16 protein-coding genes are annotated in these 16,330 nt (G+C 44.6%); 8 read left to right on the top strand and 8 right to left on the bottom strand.

The window, feature by feature from the left end; genetic code table 11:
* Nucleotides 1-174 precede the first annotated feature (174 nt).
* The gene (locus tag QUA77_RS13600; RefSeq protein ID WP_333040649.1) at nt 175-1,392 is read left to right on the top strand and encodes an adenylate/guanylate cyclase domain-containing protein; all 1,218 of its coding nucleotides are present in this window, start codon (nt 175-177) and stop codon (nt 1,390-1,392) included.
* 49 nt (nt 1,393-1,441) lie between these two features.
* Here the strand turns inward: QUA77_RS13600 and QUA77_RS13595 are convergent, their stop codons facing one another.
* Nucleotides 1,442-2,722, bottom strand: a complete 1,281-nt coding sequence (locus tag QUA77_RS13595; RefSeq protein ID WP_333450560.1) for a recombinase family protein — start codon at nt 2,720-2,722, stop codon at nt 1,442-1,444.
* Between the two features lie 3 nt (nt 2,723-2,725).
* Nucleotides 2,726-3,085: a VOC family protein gene (locus tag QUA77_RS13590; RefSeq protein WP_333040601.1), complete on the bottom strand. Its 360-nt coding sequence runs from the start codon at nt 3,083-3,085 to the stop codon at nt 2,726-2,728.
* Between the two features lie 175 nt (nt 3,086-3,260).
* Here QUA77_RS13590 and QUA77_RS13585 point away from each other — a divergent pair, with 175 nt between their 5' ends.
* The 4 genes from QUA77_RS13585 (at nt 3,261) to QUA77_RS13570 (ending at nt 7,857) form a co-directional block, all read left to right on the top strand.
* Nucleotides 3,261-5,405 (top strand): SpoIIE family protein phosphatase, encoded by a 2,145-nt coding sequence (locus tag QUA77_RS13585; RefSeq protein WP_333450558.1) that lies wholly within the window; start codon nt 3,261-3,263, stop codon nt 5,403-5,405.
* 156 nt (nt 5,406-5,561) lie between these two features.
* Nucleotides 5,562-6,797 (top strand): adenylate/guanylate cyclase domain-containing protein, encoded by a 1,236-nt coding sequence (locus QUA77_RS13580; RefSeq protein WP_333450557.1) that lies wholly within the window; start codon nt 5,562-5,564, stop codon nt 6,795-6,797.
* A gap of 31 nt (nt 6,798-6,828) precedes the next feature.
* The gene (locus tag QUA77_RS13575) at nt 6,829-7,437 is read left to right on the top strand and encodes a DUF6272 family protein (RefSeq protein ID WP_333059402.1); all 609 of its coding nucleotides are present in this window, start codon (nt 6,829-6,831) and stop codon (nt 7,435-7,437) included.
* Nucleotides 7,438-7,503: 66 nt separating this feature from the next.
* On the top strand, nt 7,504-7,857 hold the full coding sequence (locus tag QUA77_RS13570; protein WP_333450554.1) for a slr1659 superfamily regulator: 354 nt from the start codon (nt 7,504-7,506) through the stop codon (nt 7,855-7,857).
* Between the two features lie 121 nt (nt 7,858-7,978).
* On the opposite strand, the gene QUA77_RS13565 is transcribed toward QUA77_RS13570, so the two are convergent.
* The 3 genes from QUA77_RS13565 to QUA77_RS13555 all read right to left on the bottom strand — a co-directional run bounded on the left by QUA77_RS13565 (nt 7,979) and on the right by QUA77_RS13555 (nt 10,420).
* Nucleotides 7,979-9,460 carry an ATP-binding protein gene (locus QUA77_RS13565; protein WP_333059403.1) on the bottom strand — a complete coding sequence of 494 codons (1,482 nt, stop codon included), beginning with the start codon at nt 9,458-9,460 and terminating at the stop codon, nt 7,979-7,981.
* A 129-nt stretch (nt 9,461-9,589) separates the two neighbouring features.
* Entirely contained in the window at nt 9,590-10,054 is a 465-nt protein-coding gene (locus QUA77_RS13560) for an alpha/beta hydrolase (RefSeq protein ID WP_333450552.1), read from the bottom strand.
* 36 nt (nt 10,055-10,090) lie between these two features.
* Nucleotides 10,091-10,420: an alpha/beta fold hydrolase gene (locus QUA77_RS13555; protein ID WP_333450551.1), complete on the bottom strand. Its 330-nt coding sequence runs from the start codon at nt 10,418-10,420 to the stop codon at nt 10,091-10,093.
* Between the two features lie 158 nt (nt 10,421-10,578).
* Here QUA77_RS13555 and QUA77_RS13550 point away from each other — a divergent pair, with 158 nt between their 5' ends.
* Both QUA77_RS13550 and QUA77_RS13545 read left to right on the top strand, forming a co-directional pair.
* Nucleotides 10,579-10,779, top strand: a complete 201-nt coding sequence (locus QUA77_RS13550) for a hypothetical protein (protein ID WP_006634481.1) — start codon at nt 10,579-10,581, stop codon at nt 10,777-10,779.
* A 151-nt stretch (nt 10,780-10,930) separates the two neighbouring features.
* A complete protein-coding gene (locus tag QUA77_RS13545) occupies nt 10,931-12,970 on the top strand; it encodes a BamA/TamA family outer membrane protein (RefSeq protein WP_333040615.1) in 2,040 nt (679 codons plus the stop codon).
* Nucleotides 12,971-13,286: 316 nt separating this feature from the next.
* Here the strand turns inward: QUA77_RS13545 and QUA77_RS13540 are convergent, their stop codons facing one another.
* Both QUA77_RS13540 and QUA77_RS13535 read right to left on the bottom strand, forming a co-directional pair.
* Nucleotides 13,287-14,588 carry a HEAT repeat domain-containing protein gene (locus QUA77_RS13540; RefSeq protein WP_333040620.1) on the bottom strand — a complete coding sequence of 434 codons (1,302 nt, stop codon included), beginning with the start codon at nt 14,586-14,588 and terminating at the stop codon, nt 13,287-13,289.
* Nucleotides 14,589-14,633: 45 nt separating this feature from the next.
* Complete coding sequence (locus QUA77_RS13535; protein WP_333450549.1) at nt 14,634-15,185, bottom strand: CPBP family glutamic-type intramembrane protease; 552 nt, start codon at nt 15,183-15,185, stop codon at nt 14,634-14,636.
* A 59-nt stretch (nt 15,186-15,244) separates the two neighbouring features.
* Between QUA77_RS13535 and QUA77_RS13530 the strand changes: the two genes are divergently transcribed.
* Nucleotides 15,245-15,535: an acylphosphatase gene (locus QUA77_RS13530; protein ID WP_333450548.1), complete on the top strand. Its 291-nt coding sequence runs from the start codon at nt 15,245-15,247 to the stop codon at nt 15,533-15,535.
* A gap of 133 nt (nt 15,536-15,668) precedes the next feature.
* Here QUA77_RS13530 and QUA77_RS13525 read toward each other — a convergent pair whose 3' ends face one another.
* Nucleotides 15,669-16,316, bottom strand: coding sequence for a phosphoribosylanthranilate isomerase (locus QUA77_RS13525; RefSeq protein ID WP_333450547.1), 648 nt, complete (start codon nt 16,314-16,316; stop codon nt 15,669-15,671).
* Between the last annotated feature and the right edge of the window lie 14 nt (nt 16,317-16,330).

The raw sequence follows: 16,330 nt of genomic DNA, 5'->3' as shown, positions 1-16,330 counted from the left end.
TTAAACTTAGGACGCTATTCTCTTTAAAAACTACGTAACATTAAGCCCCAATAGCGTCTCCTTGCCATCTCTTTTTAGGAGATAAAATAGGAATTTATACTGTTTCGTTTTTTTTGAGGTAAAATTCTTAAGTGTTAATATCTGTTATCTTGACAAACTACCGTGAGCGATCGCATGGACAGCCATCAATATCCTACAATTCAAGCCAACATTTTAGTAGTTGATGATAAGCCCGATAATGTGCGGCTTTTATCTACAATCTTGACCGAACAAGGGTATCAGGTTCGTAAAGCGCTGAACGGGCAAAGGGCGATCGCTACAGTGCAAGAGTTTCCGCCAACTCTAATTTTGCTGGACGTGATGATGCCAGATATGAATGGATATGAGGTATGTGCAAAGTTGAAAGCTTCACCAAAAACCAGTTCCATTCCGGTAATTTTCTTAAGCGCCTTAGATGACGTTTTAGATAAGGTGAAAGCTTTTGAGGTGGGAGCAGTTGACTATATTACTAAACCTTTTCACGGTAAAGAAGTATTGGCACGAGTGGCAAATCAGTTAACAATTCAAAGTCAAAAACAGTTACTTCAAGAGCACACGAAGCAATCCCAAGAACTTGTCGAACGTTTGCAAAACGAAATTAAAGAGCGGCAGGGGGTGGAGCTAGCTTTACGGCTTGCTCAAACAAAGTCGGATCATTTATTGCTGAATATTTTACCAGCAGCGATTGTTGAAAATTTGAAAAAGGGCGAGGGTTCTCCTGCCCAGAGGTTTGATTCAGCAACAGTTCTTTTTGCCGATATTGTCGATTTTACGTCTATTGCTGCTAGAATGTTACCTCTAGAATTGGTAAATGTATTGAACCAAATTTTTTCCAGGTTTGACCAACTAACTGAAAAACACGGTTTGGAAAAAATTAAAACCATTGGAGATGCTTATATGGTAGCGGGGGGGTTGCCGGTGCCGAGGGCAGATCATGCAGAAGCGATCGCGAATATGGCCTTGGATATGCAGGAAGCGATCGCTGATTTTCAAAATGACAGAGGCGAACCATTTCAAATTCGGATTGGCATTCATACAGGGCCAGTAGTTGCTGGCGTAATTGGCACTAAAAAATTTATCTATGACTTGTGGGGAGATACTGTTAATGTTGCTTCTCGGATGGAATGTCAAGGATTACCGGGATATATTCAAGTTACTACCGCTATTTACGAACTGTTAAAAAATCGGTATTTATTTGAGGAAAGAGGTGCGATAACGATTAAAGGAAAAGGAGAGATGAGCGTCTATTGGCTAAAAGGTAAAAAAGATAATCCAGCGGTAGAAACCGATGCTTGTCAAACGAAGTCCACTCCTAGCGAACTAATAGAGTACCCAAATACCCCCCTTATTTAAGAAGTTGGGCATCTAACCTACGAGCTATGGATGAACGTCTAGCTAATTCTTAAAAAATGAAAATAATTTGCAGTTTCCAATTTGTATTTTCCCGGACGATTTCAATGCGATCGATAAATTCTCGAAAGTAAAACCTGCGTTCTGATTCTGATAAATCGAGCCAAAATTGTGGAAGGGAAACAGTTTGGGCAGTTTCTCGCAAGTTTACTGGGGGTAGTTGCGCTAATTTGCTTTGCAGTTCGGCAATTTCGGTGCGGATTTTGTAGGCTCTAAACTCTGCCGTTTCGGTGTCTAAAATGCCGCTGTCAATCAGGGCGGAAAGTTGCTCTATGATTTCTTGTTTGGATGCGATCGCCCTGACAATTCCTGCTTTAATTCCATTCATATTCGGCATTTGCAACCCAGCAACAGCATCGGGTAAATCCCGACAAATACCGGCGATGGTTAATTGCAATATTTCATCGTAGGAAAGGCCGCTACATTTAGGCTGTTTTGGACAGTTAATCGGTCGCAAATAAAGGTATTCTTTTTCTTGGCGGTAGGAGGTGACTTTGGCAACTGTCATCGGCGATTGGCATTCTGCACAAATTGCTAAACCCGCGAGGGAACGTGGGGCGCTAGCGCTGCGAGGTGAAAGGCAGCGGTTACGGCGCAGTAACCTGTCTATTTGGGCTGCTTCTTCTCTGGAAATAATCGGGACGTGGGTGTTAGAAATTACTTGACCGTTTTGATATTCCAAATCGCCTCGGTAGGCGGGATTTATCAGCCAGCGGCGGCCGGTACTTACAGAGATTTTTTTGTTGTATTTCTTGGCTAAATACCGCACGGAACCTCGCAAGGAACCGTAAATTAAAAAGTGTTCAAAAAAGTCTTTGACGGTGGGGGCGGTGGTTTTATCGATCGTATAACAATCTTTGCCGCGGCGGTAGCCGTAGGGAGCCTTACCCGGTGGAATCCGGGATTTGATGCGGTTGCGGGCGTGTCCTTTGCGAATACTCCGGCTGTGTTGGCTGCGCTGGATTTCTGCGAGGATTTGCAGCAAGTTTTTGCGGTTTCGTGGTTCTGTCTCTGCTTGTACGATGATTTCGATGCCGAGGTTTTCGAGTTGGGCGAGGTGCGAACACACTTGCTGCAACGTGTCGCCGAGTTCTTCAAAGCGCTGAATTAACAGGTATTTGACGGGTTCTGTTTGGCAGTCTTTGAGGAGTTGTTGCAGTTGTTGCCGCCCTCCTAAGTCTTGATAGGTGCGATCGACTTCTTGGCCCCAAATTTCCGGTGCGGGTGCTGTTTCGAGTAGCGGTTCGGTGTAAGAATAAGCGATGATTTTCATCTGTTACTCGCTGAGTTCGATGATGTTGCCGTCGGGATCTTGGGTAAATAATGCCGATCGACCTGACGCGCTCATTTGAAACGGGCAATTGTGAGCGATTAACTGCTGTTTGGCTGCCTCTAAGTTAGCAACAGAAAATGCTAGATGTCGGTTGCGTCCCCATTTGGCATGGTCTACGGCATCTGGGATAATTGTTGCAGCTAAAATTAGGTGGAGCTGGAAGTCGCCGATTTGATACCAGATTCCGGGAAATTTTAAGTCTCGATCGATTTTTTGCAGTCTTAGTACGGTGCTGTAAAAGTGTTGGGATTTTTCTAGGTTGGAGATGAGTAGGGCGCTGTGGAGGGAGTTAGTAATTTGCATTTTTTTGAGTATTTATTTTTTTATTGTAACCGCTGATGGAGGCAGATGAGCGCTGATGAACGCCGATTTTTTGATGTTGGTTGAGTTTTTGATATGATAACATTGTGAGTCGCTCTTAATATATCCATTATCAAGTCTTGTAACAAAAAACTGCCCGCTGGGAGTGTTTTTAACAATGGTTTCTCAAAAAAGTGCGATCGTCTCCAGATCGGGCAAATTCCGTCTCCGCAATGTCTTGGTAGTTCCCTTTGTTCTCCAAATTTTGGCTGCTGTTGGCTGCGTTGGCTATCTTTCTTACAGAAACGGAGAGCAGATAGTTAACGATATTGTTACTCAGTTGCGGCAGGAAGTGAGTGCGAGAGTTTACGAACGTGTTCAAACCTATCTGGAAGCTCCGCCACTGGTGAATCAGATCAATCAGGATGCTGTACCTTTGGGAGTGTTGAACTTTGACGATTTGGAGCAAGCTAGACCCTATTTTTGGAAACAAGTTCTGCAATTTAAGTCGATCGGTCACGCGGGAATTGCCAACGAAAAAGGTCAGTACCTGCGTGTGGGTTGGGTAAATCGGCTGGTTGGACTTGAACAACCTCAGCTTGCCCAGCAACTGGTTTCCGGGGGTGGCAACTTGATATATTACAACCTTGACGCTGATGGAAACCCCACAAAAATTGACAAAACTACGCCCAATTATGACGTTCGCACGCGCCCTTTTTACAGAGTTGTTGTTGAGAAGAAACAGGCAGCTTGGAGTGAAGTTTATATTAATTTTGGTTATGGTACGCTGCAAATTAATGCGAGTCTACCCTATTATAATGGCGAAGGGAAACTAATTGGCGTGCTGACTTGCCAGATGGGACTCGATCAAATTCGTCACTTTTTGCAAACCTTAAGGGTGGGTAATTCCGGTCAAGTATTTATCATTGAACCCCAGGGTGAATTAATAGCCACCTCGCTTAAAGAACAGCCTCTTTCAGTGGGAAAAGGCAAAGATACAAAGCGGATAAAAGCACAGGGAAGCAGCAACCCATTGATGCGTAAAAGTGTGGTTTATCTGCTCGATCGCTTCAAGCGTTTGGAAGACATTCATCAAACTGTTCAACTTGACTTTAAGCTAAACGGTGAGCGGCAATTTATCCAAGTTTCTCCGCTAACTGACAAGTACGGTCTCAATTGGCTGATTGTAGTAGTAGTTCCTGAAGCCGACTTTATGGCGCAAATTTATGCTAACACTCGCCAGACATTTTTGCTGTGTATTGTGGCTCTAATTGTCTCTGTTGGAGTGGGTATTTTCACCGCTAGCTGGATTACTCGCCCCCTGAATCAAATTGCTCAAGCTTCAGAATATCTAGCAGGTGGTGTTCTTAACCAGAACGTTGCTTCCAGTCTGATTTGGGAAATTGAAACCTTAAGAAATTCGTTTAACAGCATGGCGAGACAACAGCAAGAATCCTTTGAAACGCTAGAAGATAAAGTCAAAGAACGTACCTCTGAACTCGCCACAGCCACTAAACAAATTGCCACTCTCAACCAGCGCCTGAAAGCGGAAAACCTCCGCATGAGCTCCGAGCTCGATATGCTCAAACAAATGCAGCAGTTGATTCTGCCAAAACCTGCTGAACTCGCAGCGATTGAAGATTTAGATATTGCCGGATTTATGGAGCCAGCCTCGGAAGTAGGCGGTGATTACTACGACGTACTTTGTACTAACGGGGTTGTCACGATTTGCATTGGTGATGTCACCGGACACGGATTAGAAAGTGGCATTTTGATGGTGATGACTCAAGCTGCTGTCCGCACTCTTCAGGAAATTCAAGAATCCGACCCGGTGCGTTTTTTAGATACCCTCAACCGCACTATTTATAAAAATGTCCAGCGCATGAACTCCGACAAAAATATGACACTTGCTTTGCTAAACTATGCGGATCGCACCATTAGTATCAGCGGTCAACATGAGGAAATTATTGTGGTCAGGAAAGGTGGTCAAACCCAGCGGATAGACACAATAAATTTAGGATTTCCGCTCGCCTTAGATGAGGATATTTCCGATTGGATTAGCCATGTTTTAGTAGACTTAGAGCCGGGGGACGGGGTGGTGCTTTATACTGACGGCATCCCCGAAGCTAGAAACATACACAAAAAATTCTACGGTATCGAAAGACTCTGTGAAGTGGTTTCTCAAAACTGGCATTTGACCGCCGAACAAATCAAGGAAGCCACCATCGCTGATTTGCGAAAATTTATTGGAGAACAAAAGGTATTTGATGACATTACTTTGCTAGTATTGAAGCAACAGGGAAATATTGTACATAATTTATGATTGACGGTCGTCAACCCGGTTTCTACGAGGAATTTTGGATTTAGTGGTCAAGCATCGAAGCAGAAACAGGATTTCGAGTTCCGCGTGTGTAAGTTATAATAATTTACAGCGAGGAAGTCAAACAATTTTGCGCTTCCACATTGGGAAGTATAAATTATGAAACCACAAATAAATTTAGCACCATCTAAATCTCCAGAAGAACTCCATACGCAGCTACAGGAGTTGAGTGAAAAACTTGAGGAAGTAGAGGATGAAAAAAATAGCTATGAAACCTTAGTAGAAATTATCACGCAACACTCTACGGATCTGGAAAACCAGATCCGTCATAAAAACCGAGAGATGCAGACTTACATCGAGCAGGTAAAAAAAGTTATAGATGCAGCTATTGCTGTAAAAAACAATAGCTTTCAACCCCAGATATTGTCAGATGTGGCAGCGCGCAGTGATGCACTGGGAGAACTGGCACAGGTATTCTCGCATATGGTGCAAACGGTGAAAGCGCGGGAACAAGAATTAGAGAAACTTTTGCAGGCTTACGGACGTTTTGTTCCCGATGAATTTCTCCAATTTCTCGGCAAGCAAAGCATGGTTGATTTCCAGCTTGGAGATCACGTGAGCAAAGAGATGGCAATTATGTTTTCCGATATGCGTTCCTTCACCACGATGGCGGAGCAAATGACTCCTCAAGAAAACTTTGACTTCATCAATAACTATTTACAGCAAATTAGTCCCGAAATTCGTAAGCACAACGGTTTTATTGTCAAGTATATAGGAGATGGAGTTATGGCAGTTTTTCCTGATGGCGTGGATGATGCTATTCAGGCAGGAATTGTGAAGTTGGAACAGTTGCAGAAATACAATCAAAGCCGTAAAATAAATGGGGATATACCGCTGAAAATTGGCATTGGTATCCATGTGGGTGATACGATGGTTGGGATTATTGGAGATGCGAATCGGATGCAAGCAGATGCGCTCTCAGATCATGTCAATCTCACCGCTCGTCTGGAAGGTTTGACTAAGTATTATGGCGTATCTTTATTAATTTCTGGAGATGTGGTACAACGTTTGAGTCAACCCGAAAAGTATCATATCCGTTTTTTAGATCGGGCTATTGTCAAAGGTAGACAAGAAGCCATTACAGTTTGTGAGGTGTTAGATGTTGAAGTAGAGCCAGTGCGATCGCTCAAAATTCAAACTTTGCCTATATTTGAGGAGGGACTCCAAGAATATTGTCAGGGAAACTTTGCTAAGGCCATAGCTTGTTTTGAACAGATAGTAGCACTAAATCCAGATGACAAGCCAAGTCAACTTTACCTAAAACGCATCCAATTGCTGTTAGAAAATAGTCTTCCTGCTAACTGGAATGGCGTGTGGAAATTCACTCAGAAGTGACATTAATACATCAATTGGAGATAAAAACATCATGACATCTGGAAGCTTAAAAACAATGACACAAATCTTTGGAGAATTCATTGAAGATTTTCCTCCTGAACACGACTCCCTAGAACTTACATTTACTCCCAGTTCTCGCCCGATCAAACAGCGCTGGCGCAACAATCGGCTTTCAGCTCATTTTGTAGCCGATTATTTGTCTAGCTTTCTACCCGTGGATGAGGAGGATGCTAGCAGTGAGAAACGGATAAAAGAAAGCAAAGGAGCTGTTAGCTATGTCGCCAACGAACTGTTAGAAAATGCGATAAAATTTAATAAGGATGATATCAATTACAAGGTCAGATTTGGTATACATTTTATTGGTGAAACCGAGGTGACGGCGGTAATTTTTGCCAGTAATAGTGTCAATCCAGAAGGGGCGAAGAAGTTGAAGGAGTTTATTGAAGAAATTCTCGATTCCGATCCAAATGAACTTTATTTGCAGCAGCTTGAAAAGAATGCGGAATCTGAAAGCGATACCTCGGGATTGGGATTGCTGACGATGATTAATGACTATTCAGCTAAGATAGGTTGGAAATTCGATCGCAGGCCAGATAGTGATACCATCATTGTTACGACTGTCGTTCAAATTAGGGTCTAGTTTCTAGCATTTCAATATTTACTCTCTTGTGCGATCGCAATATATTAGTCAGGAAACCAAATCACAATGGGCATTCAAGAAATTAAAGGTGAAGATTACAGCATCCAGTACGATCCAGAATCAGTCACAGTCACTTTCCAAGGCGAACTCAGCCTGAGTGGCCCTCCAGAATATGCCCCAATAGCCGAATTGTTAGATGAGATCGCCAATGGCGAACCGCCTACTATTACCTTGAACCTAAAACAATTGGAATTTGTTAACAGTTCTGGTATCAGTATGCTGTCTAAATTTGTCATTAGCGTCCGGAAAAAGAAAACGATTCAACTTTTGGTATTGGGTTCAAATGATATTCCTTGGCAACAGAAATCTCTCAGAAATTTAGAAAAGCTGTTGCCAACTTTGAAGCTAGAATTAGCGTAGGATATGTGTAAATTTTAACTACAGTTAACACAGGCGGGACGCCCGTGCCACACACAGTTAACACAGGCAGGACGCCCGTGCCACAGTTAACATAGATAAATGTGGATGATTAGTAAATTGCTTAAGTTTGCTGGATCGGCAGTTCAATGATAAACTCGGTTCCCTTGCCGGGTTCCGACTCGCACCGAAGCGATCCTCGGTGATTGTCTACTAAGATTTTGTAGACAATAGACAATCCTAAACCGGTACCTTTACCGATTTCCTTGGTGGTGAAAAACTGCTCGAACATTCGCTCTTTTATCTGTGGTGTCATTCCGGGCCCCGTGTCAGCAATCCGCACTCTCACGCGATCGGGCCCAGCTAATTCTGTGGTTATCGAAATTTTGAGCGCAGCATAAGGCTGATTTTGTGATGTCTCGTCCAAAGCATCAATGGCATTGGTAATTAGATTCATAAATACTTGATTTAGCTGTCCTGAATAACACTCTACATGAGGTAATTTTCCATAATTTTTAATTACTTGAATGTCGCGACGGTCTATTTGAGAATTGAGACGGTTTCGCAAAATTAACACGGTGCTATCAATGCTGTCGTGCAAGTCGCACATGGTCATGTTACTGTTATCGGTTCGCGAAAAATTGCCCATAGATTTGACAATTTCGCGAATGCGATTGGAACCCATTTGCATGGAAGAGATAACTTTAGGCAAGTCTTCAACTAGAAAACCAAGATCTATCTCTTCGATTTTAGCTGTGATTTCTGGACAGGGATTGGGATAGCATTCTTGATAGAGACACAGCAGGTGCAACAAATCTTGAGTATAAATTGCGGCATGGCTCAAGTTGCCGTAAATAAAACTAACTGGGTTATTAATTTCGTGGACGATACTAGCCATTAACGCCCCCAGCGAAGACATTTTTTCGCTGTGGAGGAGTTGAGCTTGAGTTTGTTTTAGTTCGCGAAGTGCGCGATCGAGCTGGGCGGCTTGAGCTTCCGCTTTCGAGGTAGCAGCACAACTTTCTTGATAAAGTTCTACCTGTTTGAGGTCGATTTCAAATTGTTCTATTTCGCTTTCTTGCTGGTATTGACTCACCACGGCATCGAAAGCTTCTAGCAAGTCGCCGCCCGCTGCTTCGACAATGTACAGCAGGTGGGGATTTTCCAGCATGAGTTCGGCATCGGGAACTTGCACCAATGCTTTTATTCGATCGATATATGCGCGCACTTGCTTGTCTAAATACAGTGGCGGCTCAAAATACATTGCCTTGAGGGCGCCTGAAGGGGGACTCACTAAGTTGACGCTGCTACCAATATTAATTAAGTCGCGGTGCGATTTTTCCATAAGCTCGATCGCTTCTAACAAATTCACCCGCAGTTGGGCTCTTTCTACCCCATTCTGAGAGCAAACTAACCTCATGCAAAAAAAAGCCGTTCGTTGGGAAAGCATTCGCTGGCGGCCGCTGATGTTAATTACCGCAGCACTAATTTTTCTGGCTGTCGTAATTTCTTCCAGATTAAAATAGTTCCTCATTGCCGCCATTGGTAATATCCCCGACTCAACTAAATGTCTGTAGCTCGTGCTGACACAAGATTTAAGAGCCATAAAAATAATTGTACAAGACACTAATCAATATATTCTGTATTTCCTAATAAAGTAGTATACTAAAACACAATTATTGGCACTTGGTGGCTTATCACACTTTTTAGGATTAGGCTTCTTGCACAGTTTTTCTTAATTATTCAAAAATTCACAAGTCAACTTCGCCATAATTTGAGCTTGAGTTTGCGGCAAGCCGTGATCAGCATTGGGAATAATTGCTAACTCTGCCCCCGGTATCTCGTTAGCGTAGGTTTCACAGTGCCATAGAGGAATTGTTTCGTCACTATCTGCTGCGATGACTAAGGTAGGAATTTGCAATTGGTGAATTTCTTTTTCTACTGTATCCACTGCATCTTCTGGCCGCATCCGACTCATTAAAAATGACCTTGCTACTGGTTGAGACATTAACTCCCTGCGCCACCCATAAATTTGCTGCAATTGCTCACTTTTTCCCGCTAAACTAGCAAAAGGTTTTGCCAACTGCAAGGCCCAATCAACGGCTGGGGTTTCCCACAACAGCGGCCGCAAAGCATCGTATTGACCGCAAAAACTGTCGTCCCGAATTCCGGCTGGTGCTGCTAACACTAAACTGCTCACAGAATTAGGATATTTGAGGGAATATGCAGATGCTACTCAACCGCCAAAAGAATGTCCGATGATGCAGCATGGTTCGATATTTAGTTGTTCTACAACTTGCCGCACAAAAGCAACTTCTACAGCTACGTCGTAGCGGATTTCTGGTTTGCTGGATTCTCCAAAACCCAACATATCTAAACTGATGCACCGAAACTGAGATTGCAATAACTCAATTAATGGCAGCCAGCAAGTCTTTTCTCCTAAGAAACCGTGCAGCATCAATAAGGGTCTGCCGCACCCGATGTCGAGGTAGGCGGCTATTTGGGTGGTGCTATTGACAAATGTACTTAATATGTGCTTTTGTCCTGCAAGTGCTTGAGACTGCATGGGACTCGACTCCTGATAGGTAAGAAATCTTTGTAAACAATTGTAACAAAAAAGCAGTCCAAAGGTTAAACTTCATTACGGAGTACACAGTTAGAAATAGACCATGATATTGTCTATGATTATTAGAAAATACTACAAACTCAAAGCAGGAGAACACTTTGAACTCTACTTTAAAACAGTACCCGGCTTGCTCTCTTCGCGAAGATGTCAGTGAGTACGTAGCACACCTACAGCTTCACATGACTTTACAAGCTCGCAACTTGCTCCCTACCATTACCACCGCTAAGGATAGTCGCGAACAACTGTTGCAGCAGACTCAGGCTCATTTTGAGAAACGAGTTTCTCGACAAGCTATTTAAACAAATTTTACGATCGCCCGCGGTCGATCGAACTTTCGCACATTTCAGCATCCCAGAAACCCGGTAGCCTCAACAATACCGGGTTTCTTTTCGGCTAATTATGCAGGGGGCCCGGTTTTGGGTAATATGCGTTCGGTGTGTTTTAAATTTAATGTCTATGCGAATTTCGATTATTGCATTTTTGACTTTGGCTGCGCTGGCTGGCGGCGAATTGGCAGCGCGGGCGATCGATCCGAGTGCCGCAGCGACTGAGGCGGAGTTTAGAGAGGGAACCGCACAGGCACAGAGGGCGCAGAGGGAGGATGAGGTCATTGGTGATAACTTAACGTCAAACCGACCGTCTCTCTTGTTTGTAGCGAAGTCTAGATCCCCCCTAACCCCCCTTAATAAGGGGGGGACAAGAAATATGCTCAAAGTGGGTCTTCTTAAGGGGGATTTAGGGGGATCTAGACTTGATGACAAGCGACATTTGTTATCGCTTCCAGTCTTAAATAGTCACCAATCGGATGAGGTGAACCCAACTGTGCAGGATTTGCCGGCATCCGATGAGCTCGCAGCTTCTCCAGAAGTAGGCGCGGCGCAGCTATCTCCTAGTGAATCGCCCTCATATCGTTTCCGGTTGCATCACAATAATAAAATTGAGTCAACAGTTAACACTCAACCATTGAGTTTTTCCACCCGGAGTCAACAGTCAACAGCCAACAGTCAACAGTCAACAGTCATTCCGGTGCAACCGGAATTGATATCACTCAAGTCCAGCCACAATAAAGATTTTACATCGTTAAAAACTCCGGCGACGATCGTGGCAAACCCCGAAATCCCCGAAGCAGTAAACAGCAACGCCCGACAGCTAGGCGGTACTCTACAAATCAGTCAAGCAGGCAACGCTGAGGGCGTTTACGTTGCAGAGGTGAAAATTCGCTTTGTCAATTCCAGAGGCGAAGCTGTTGATAAAAAAGGGAATCCGGTTGAGGGCAGAATTTCGGAAGATTTTATCCGAGGTGAGCTCAAACTCAAGGCGGGGGATAACTATAGCCGGGAAGTTGTACGATCGGACTTGCAGCAGTTGCAGCAATTGGGATTGTTTGACAAGGTTACGGTTTCGATCGAAGAAGTTGGCACGGATGTTAATGTAATCTACAACGTTCAAGAGCGATCGGCTCGATCTTTTAGCGTAAGTGCCAGTCTTAGTGATGATGTTGGCGTTGCTGTTCCTCTTTCATATACCGATCGAACTTTTGGCACAACGCCACAGCGGCTAGCGGTGGATCTTCAGCCCAGCCTCCGAGGTATCCAGTACGATGTCCAGTTTGTCAGCCCTTACGTTGCCGCCGAAGACCGTTTGGGATACAGTGTGAGAGCTTTTGGCGATCGCAGAATATCGGAAATTTTCAACAAAGATATTGATTTGCCCAACGGGAACCGAGTTCGGGAAATTCGGATGGGGGGAAATCTGAGGTTTACCAGACCTTTGGGCGATTGGCAATCGACTTTGGGACTGAACTATACAAACATCAGTACGCGCGATCGCAACTTAAATATCGCCCGCCGCGACGAACTCGGCAATCCTCTCACATTCAGCGGCAGCGGCGTTGACGAGTTATACACTGTTTCTTTTGGCGCAATGCGCGATCGGCGGGACAATCCCTTCAACCCCACCAGTGGATCGATTCTCAGCCTCAGCACCGAGCAGTCGATACCTCTGGGACGAGGTAACATTGTGAGCAACAGGCTGTTAGCAAATTATATACACTATGTACCACTAACTTTCCTGGGCATCAGCGAGTCCGAAGCCTTGCCCGAAATGCTGGCTTTTAACTTGCAAGCGGGTACGGTAATCGGGGATTTGCCACCAACGGAAGCTTTTCGCCTCGGTGGCCGCAATTCCGTGCGGGGTTACGATAGCGGGGATATTGGCAGTGGCCGGAGTTATTTTTTAGCTTCCGGCGAATATCGGTTCCCTGTGGGTCAGGATGTGGGCGGCGTAATATTTGTTGATTTTGCGTCGGATTTAGGAACAGGAGATAGCGTACTCGGAAAACCGGCGGTAGTCAGGGACAAACCGGGGACTGGGGCAGGTGTTGGGGTGGGTGTGAGGGTGCGATCGTCCTTTGGATTAATTCGCTTAGATATGGCTGTTAGCGACTCCGGCGACCTCAAATTTATACTCGGTACAAAGCAACGTTTTTAACAGTAGTACAACAGATCGGTTAAACCACAATCTTAAACAGATTTTGCGCGACTCAATTGCCGCCAAAGCCGTTGGCAGGGTATCATCAAACCTACCGGCCTCGGCTGGCGGGGTGTCGGTAATTGCTGCTAAGGATTGGGCGAGTTGTCGATCGAATAATTGAGTTTGATTTCTTTCCTTAGCCCAACCTCCAAAGTTTGTGTTAGTAATCGAAATTGAGTGAAATATAGCACCTCGGTAAGGACACAACAATGTTGTATCCCTACTGTGTGGTAGACAATTGACAATTGCTATATTTATTTGTGATCGTAAATGCTTAACGCTTTGGTTTCTTCAGATCAACAGTTTTCGGCTTAGCCGGCGGAGTGCGCGGATAAAACTTAAACTTATTGAGCGCAGCACTTGCCGATTTAGCCACACCGCTATCTATATCTCGCAAAGCTTTTTGTAGCAGCGGAATCACTTTTTCAGACTTAATCATTGCTAGTGCTTCCACAGCAGCTTGGCGCACCTCCGGGTGAATATCTTGAGCTAATTTTCCCAAGGTTTCTATTGCTCGCTGACCTTCGGCTCTCAGAGCATTAGCAGCAGCCATTTTACCTAAAGCAGACGCTGCAAACTTGCGGGTTTCTTTATCCTGACTTTGAACACATCCCATCAACTGCGGTAGGGAATAGCTTGTTGCTTGTCTGGTAATTGGAAGCTGTGGTTCTACTGCTGGTTGATGTAAATCAATTGGTTGTGGTTCCGAAAAATCTGTGTAATTTAACTCTTCTTGAACTTCTGTTTGATTTAACTCACTTGACTGGTCCTGCCAAACTTCTTCTTGTGGTAAATATTCTCCAAATTCTGTGGGATTTAACTGACTGAACTGATCCTCGGGGACTTCTTGTTGCTGTACATTACTCTCGTACTGCTCTTGCAAAGACCTGATAGTAGCTTGCATCTGAGCTTCGTGATCTCTCAACTGCTCGTGAGCCGCTTGCAACTGACTCTCGTATTGCTCTTGCAAAGCCTCCATATTTAACTGCATCTCAACCTCGCGGTTCTCATATTCCTCGGCAATTTGCCTCAAGCGAATTTCGTGTTCATTTTGCAGGTTTTGCAAATGTTGCTCCATCTGAGCTTGATAATTTATATGCAATTCGTCAGCAACTCTGAGTAAATGATGTTCGTGTTCTGCTTGCAAAGATTGGATATTTTGCTGCATCCTAGCATTGTTAGCGACTTCTAATTCCTCGCTGATTTGTCGCCGCAGCTCGTACTCGTCTACGTTGGCAACTGGTTGGATCTGACTGTCGCGTTCTGCCAAAACTTGTTGGAGCTGATTTTCATATTGAGCCGCAACTTGTTTGATCTGGTTTTCGTATTGGGTAGTAACTTGTCTGAGTAAATTTTCGTGTTCGATAGTAGCTTTTCTAAGCTGATTTTCGCGTTCTTGTTGCTGAGATTCGACAGCTTGTCGCACCCGAGACATTTGAGCTAATTCTATTTCTTCACTAATTCTGCTAGTTTGCTGCAAGTATTCTTGTTTTTGCTTGTTTAAGCGCTTTTCCACTAACCAGTAAGCAACTGCTACCCCTGCCAAAAAACCTAAGATCGCTCCTATGATACCCACAACTGAGATCCTCCCGACAAAATAGTGATGCTGGACTTTTTACATTTAACCATACAGCCTCCTGTAACCGCCCAGTAGCAACAGCCAGCCTGTCACTGCCAGCCAGTGAATCGCCACCGCAGGCCAGATAGAACCGCTTTGCAGGTATGCGAGGGAGCACGCAACTCCCAAAATTGCCGCCAGTAGCAAAAACACTGGATTCATAAAGGTCGATCGACCAACCGGGTAAAAAGTTAGCGCGTTCAGCGGGTGGTAAACTACAAAAACCGCCAAACTCGCACATCCCCAAAGCCACAGCATTAACCCAGAAGCCTTCTCGAACGGGTGCGGCAGCATTAACACCCGGAACCATAATTCCTCGGTGATGCCCGGACTTAACAAACAGCCAAGAAGCACTCCCACAATTGTACGCCGAGAGGTTTGCACGTCTACTTTTAGAAATCCCGACCAAAAACCCACGGAAAGAGCGATCAAAGTGTAAACCAGCGCGAGCATAGCTGCAACCAGCCAATCAGTGAAATCGGGAATAGTTGAAAAAGCCAGGGTGATACGGCGTATCAGGAATCCCGGCAGCGAGATCGCACTAAAATTTAACATAATCAAACTGATCCTTAAAATTTTCAAACAGATGTTAGCAGTAAGTTGAGCCGTTTATTATGCAAAACCAATCATCGCCGCCCGTCAGAGTCCACGTTTTTGTTTCCGGATTAGTTCAAGGAGTAGGATACCGATATTCAACGATGAATCAAGCAAAGTATTTCGGCCTGGGCGGCTGGGTAAGAAACCTCCCTGACGGCCGCGTCGAGGCTGTCTTTGAAGGCTCCAAAAAAGCTGTGGAAGAAATGATTAGTTGGTGCCGACGCGGCCCCACCGGTGCTAGGGTTAGTGAGTTGGTTTTGGAATACGAAGACCCGGAGGGCGAGTGCACTTTTGAGATCCGCCGATAAAACAATAAAGGAAATAAACTGCGGTTGAAACCGCTACTATACAAACGAAGTCTACCTAGTCTACGGCAGGCTTCGCCCAAGCAGACTAAAGAATAAATCCGATAAAAAGCGCGAATTTGGTATTGCCAATTTATCAATGATGAGCAAGTTGACTTAAATTAGCAAACAACTGAGCAACTTTGGTCAAATCTTTATCTCCCGGCGCTATTTCTACGCCGCTAGAAAGATCAACACCGCTGAAGTTATTGCCGATCGCGCTATCAATTGCATTTAAAATATTATCGGGTGTTAAACCGCCCGCCAGCAGCCAAGGACACTGCGGTCTAAACTCTGATAACATCATCCAGTCGATCGTTTTACCAGTACCGCCCAATTGCTCTGGATGGTAAGCATCCAGTAGTAAAGTATCGACACGAACAGCATAAACAGCAGCGCTGGCTAAAGTTTCAGGAGTCTTAACTCTTAGGGCTTTTATAATTTCAATTCCCGGCAAAAACTCCCGCAGTCGATCGCAATATTCCGCTGTTTCATCTCCATGCAACTGCACCCCGCTTAAATTTGACTCTGCCGCTACTTGACAGATATTTTCTATTGTGGTGTTGGCAAAAACGCCGATGCGATCGACATTTTCCGGCAACTGCTCGACAATCAGGCGAATTGTTTCTGGGCTGACATAGCGGGGGGAAGCCGGCACGCAGATAAACCCTAAAGCCTGGGCTCCCAAGCGGGCGATCGCAATTCCTTGGTCTAATTTAGTGATTCCGCAAATTTTAACCCGCACTCTTCCTCCTCGGT

Origin of the sequence: Microcoleus sp. K5-D4, assembly GCF_036704575.1 — a bacterium.
Classification (GTDB): domain Bacteria; phylum Cyanobacteriota; class Cyanobacteriia; order Cyanobacteriales; family Microcoleaceae; genus Microcoleus.
The sequence above is the reverse complement of the archived record's forward strand: the minus strand, read 5'-3'. Positions and strand labels throughout refer to the sequence as shown.

What these genes read in the sequence shown, in the direction of transcription:
- QUA77_RS13600 (WP_333040649.1), top strand. Translation starts at nt 175, where the DNA reads ATGGACAGCCATCAATATCCTACAATTCAAGCCAACATTTTAGTAGTT.
- QUA77_RS13595 (WP_333450560.1), bottom strand. Translation starts at nt 2,722, where the DNA reads ATGAAAATCATCGCTTATTCTTACACCGAACCGCTACTCGAAACAGCA.
- QUA77_RS13590 (WP_333040601.1), bottom strand. Translation starts at nt 3,085, where the DNA reads ATGCAAATTACTAACTCCCTCCACAGCGCCCTACTCATCTCCAACCTA.
- QUA77_RS13585 (WP_333450558.1), top strand. Translation starts at nt 3,261, where the DNA reads ATGGTTTCTCAAAAAAGTGCGATCGTCTCCAGATCGGGCAAATTCCGT.
- QUA77_RS13580 (WP_333450557.1), top strand. Translation starts at nt 5,562, where the DNA reads ATGAAACCACAAATAAATTTAGCACCATCTAAATCTCCAGAAGAACTC.
- QUA77_RS13575 (WP_333059402.1), top strand. Translation starts at nt 6,829, where the DNA reads ATGACATCTGGAAGCTTAAAAACAATGACACAAATCTTTGGAGAATTC.
- QUA77_RS13570 (WP_333450554.1), top strand. Translation starts at nt 7,504, where the DNA reads ATGGGCATTCAAGAAATTAAAGGTGAAGATTACAGCATCCAGTACGAT.
- QUA77_RS13565 (WP_333059403.1), bottom strand. Translation starts at nt 9,460, where the DNA reads ATGGCTCTTAAATCTTGTGTCAGCACGAGCTACAGACATTTAGTTGAG.
- QUA77_RS13555 (WP_333450551.1), bottom strand. Translation starts at nt 10,420, where the DNA reads ATGCAGTCTCAAGCACTTGCAGGACAAAAGCACATATTAAGTACATTT.
- QUA77_RS13545 (WP_333040615.1), top strand. Translation starts at nt 10,931, where the DNA reads ATGTCTATGCGAATTTCGATTATTGCATTTTTGACTTTGGCTGCGCTG.
- QUA77_RS13535 (WP_333450549.1), bottom strand. Translation starts at nt 15,185, where the DNA reads ATGTTAAATTTTAGTGCGATCTCGCTGCCGGGATTCCTGATACGCCGT.
- QUA77_RS13530 (WP_333450548.1), top strand. Translation starts at nt 15,245, where the DNA reads ATGCAAAACCAATCATCGCCGCCCGTCAGAGTCCACGTTTTTGTTTCC.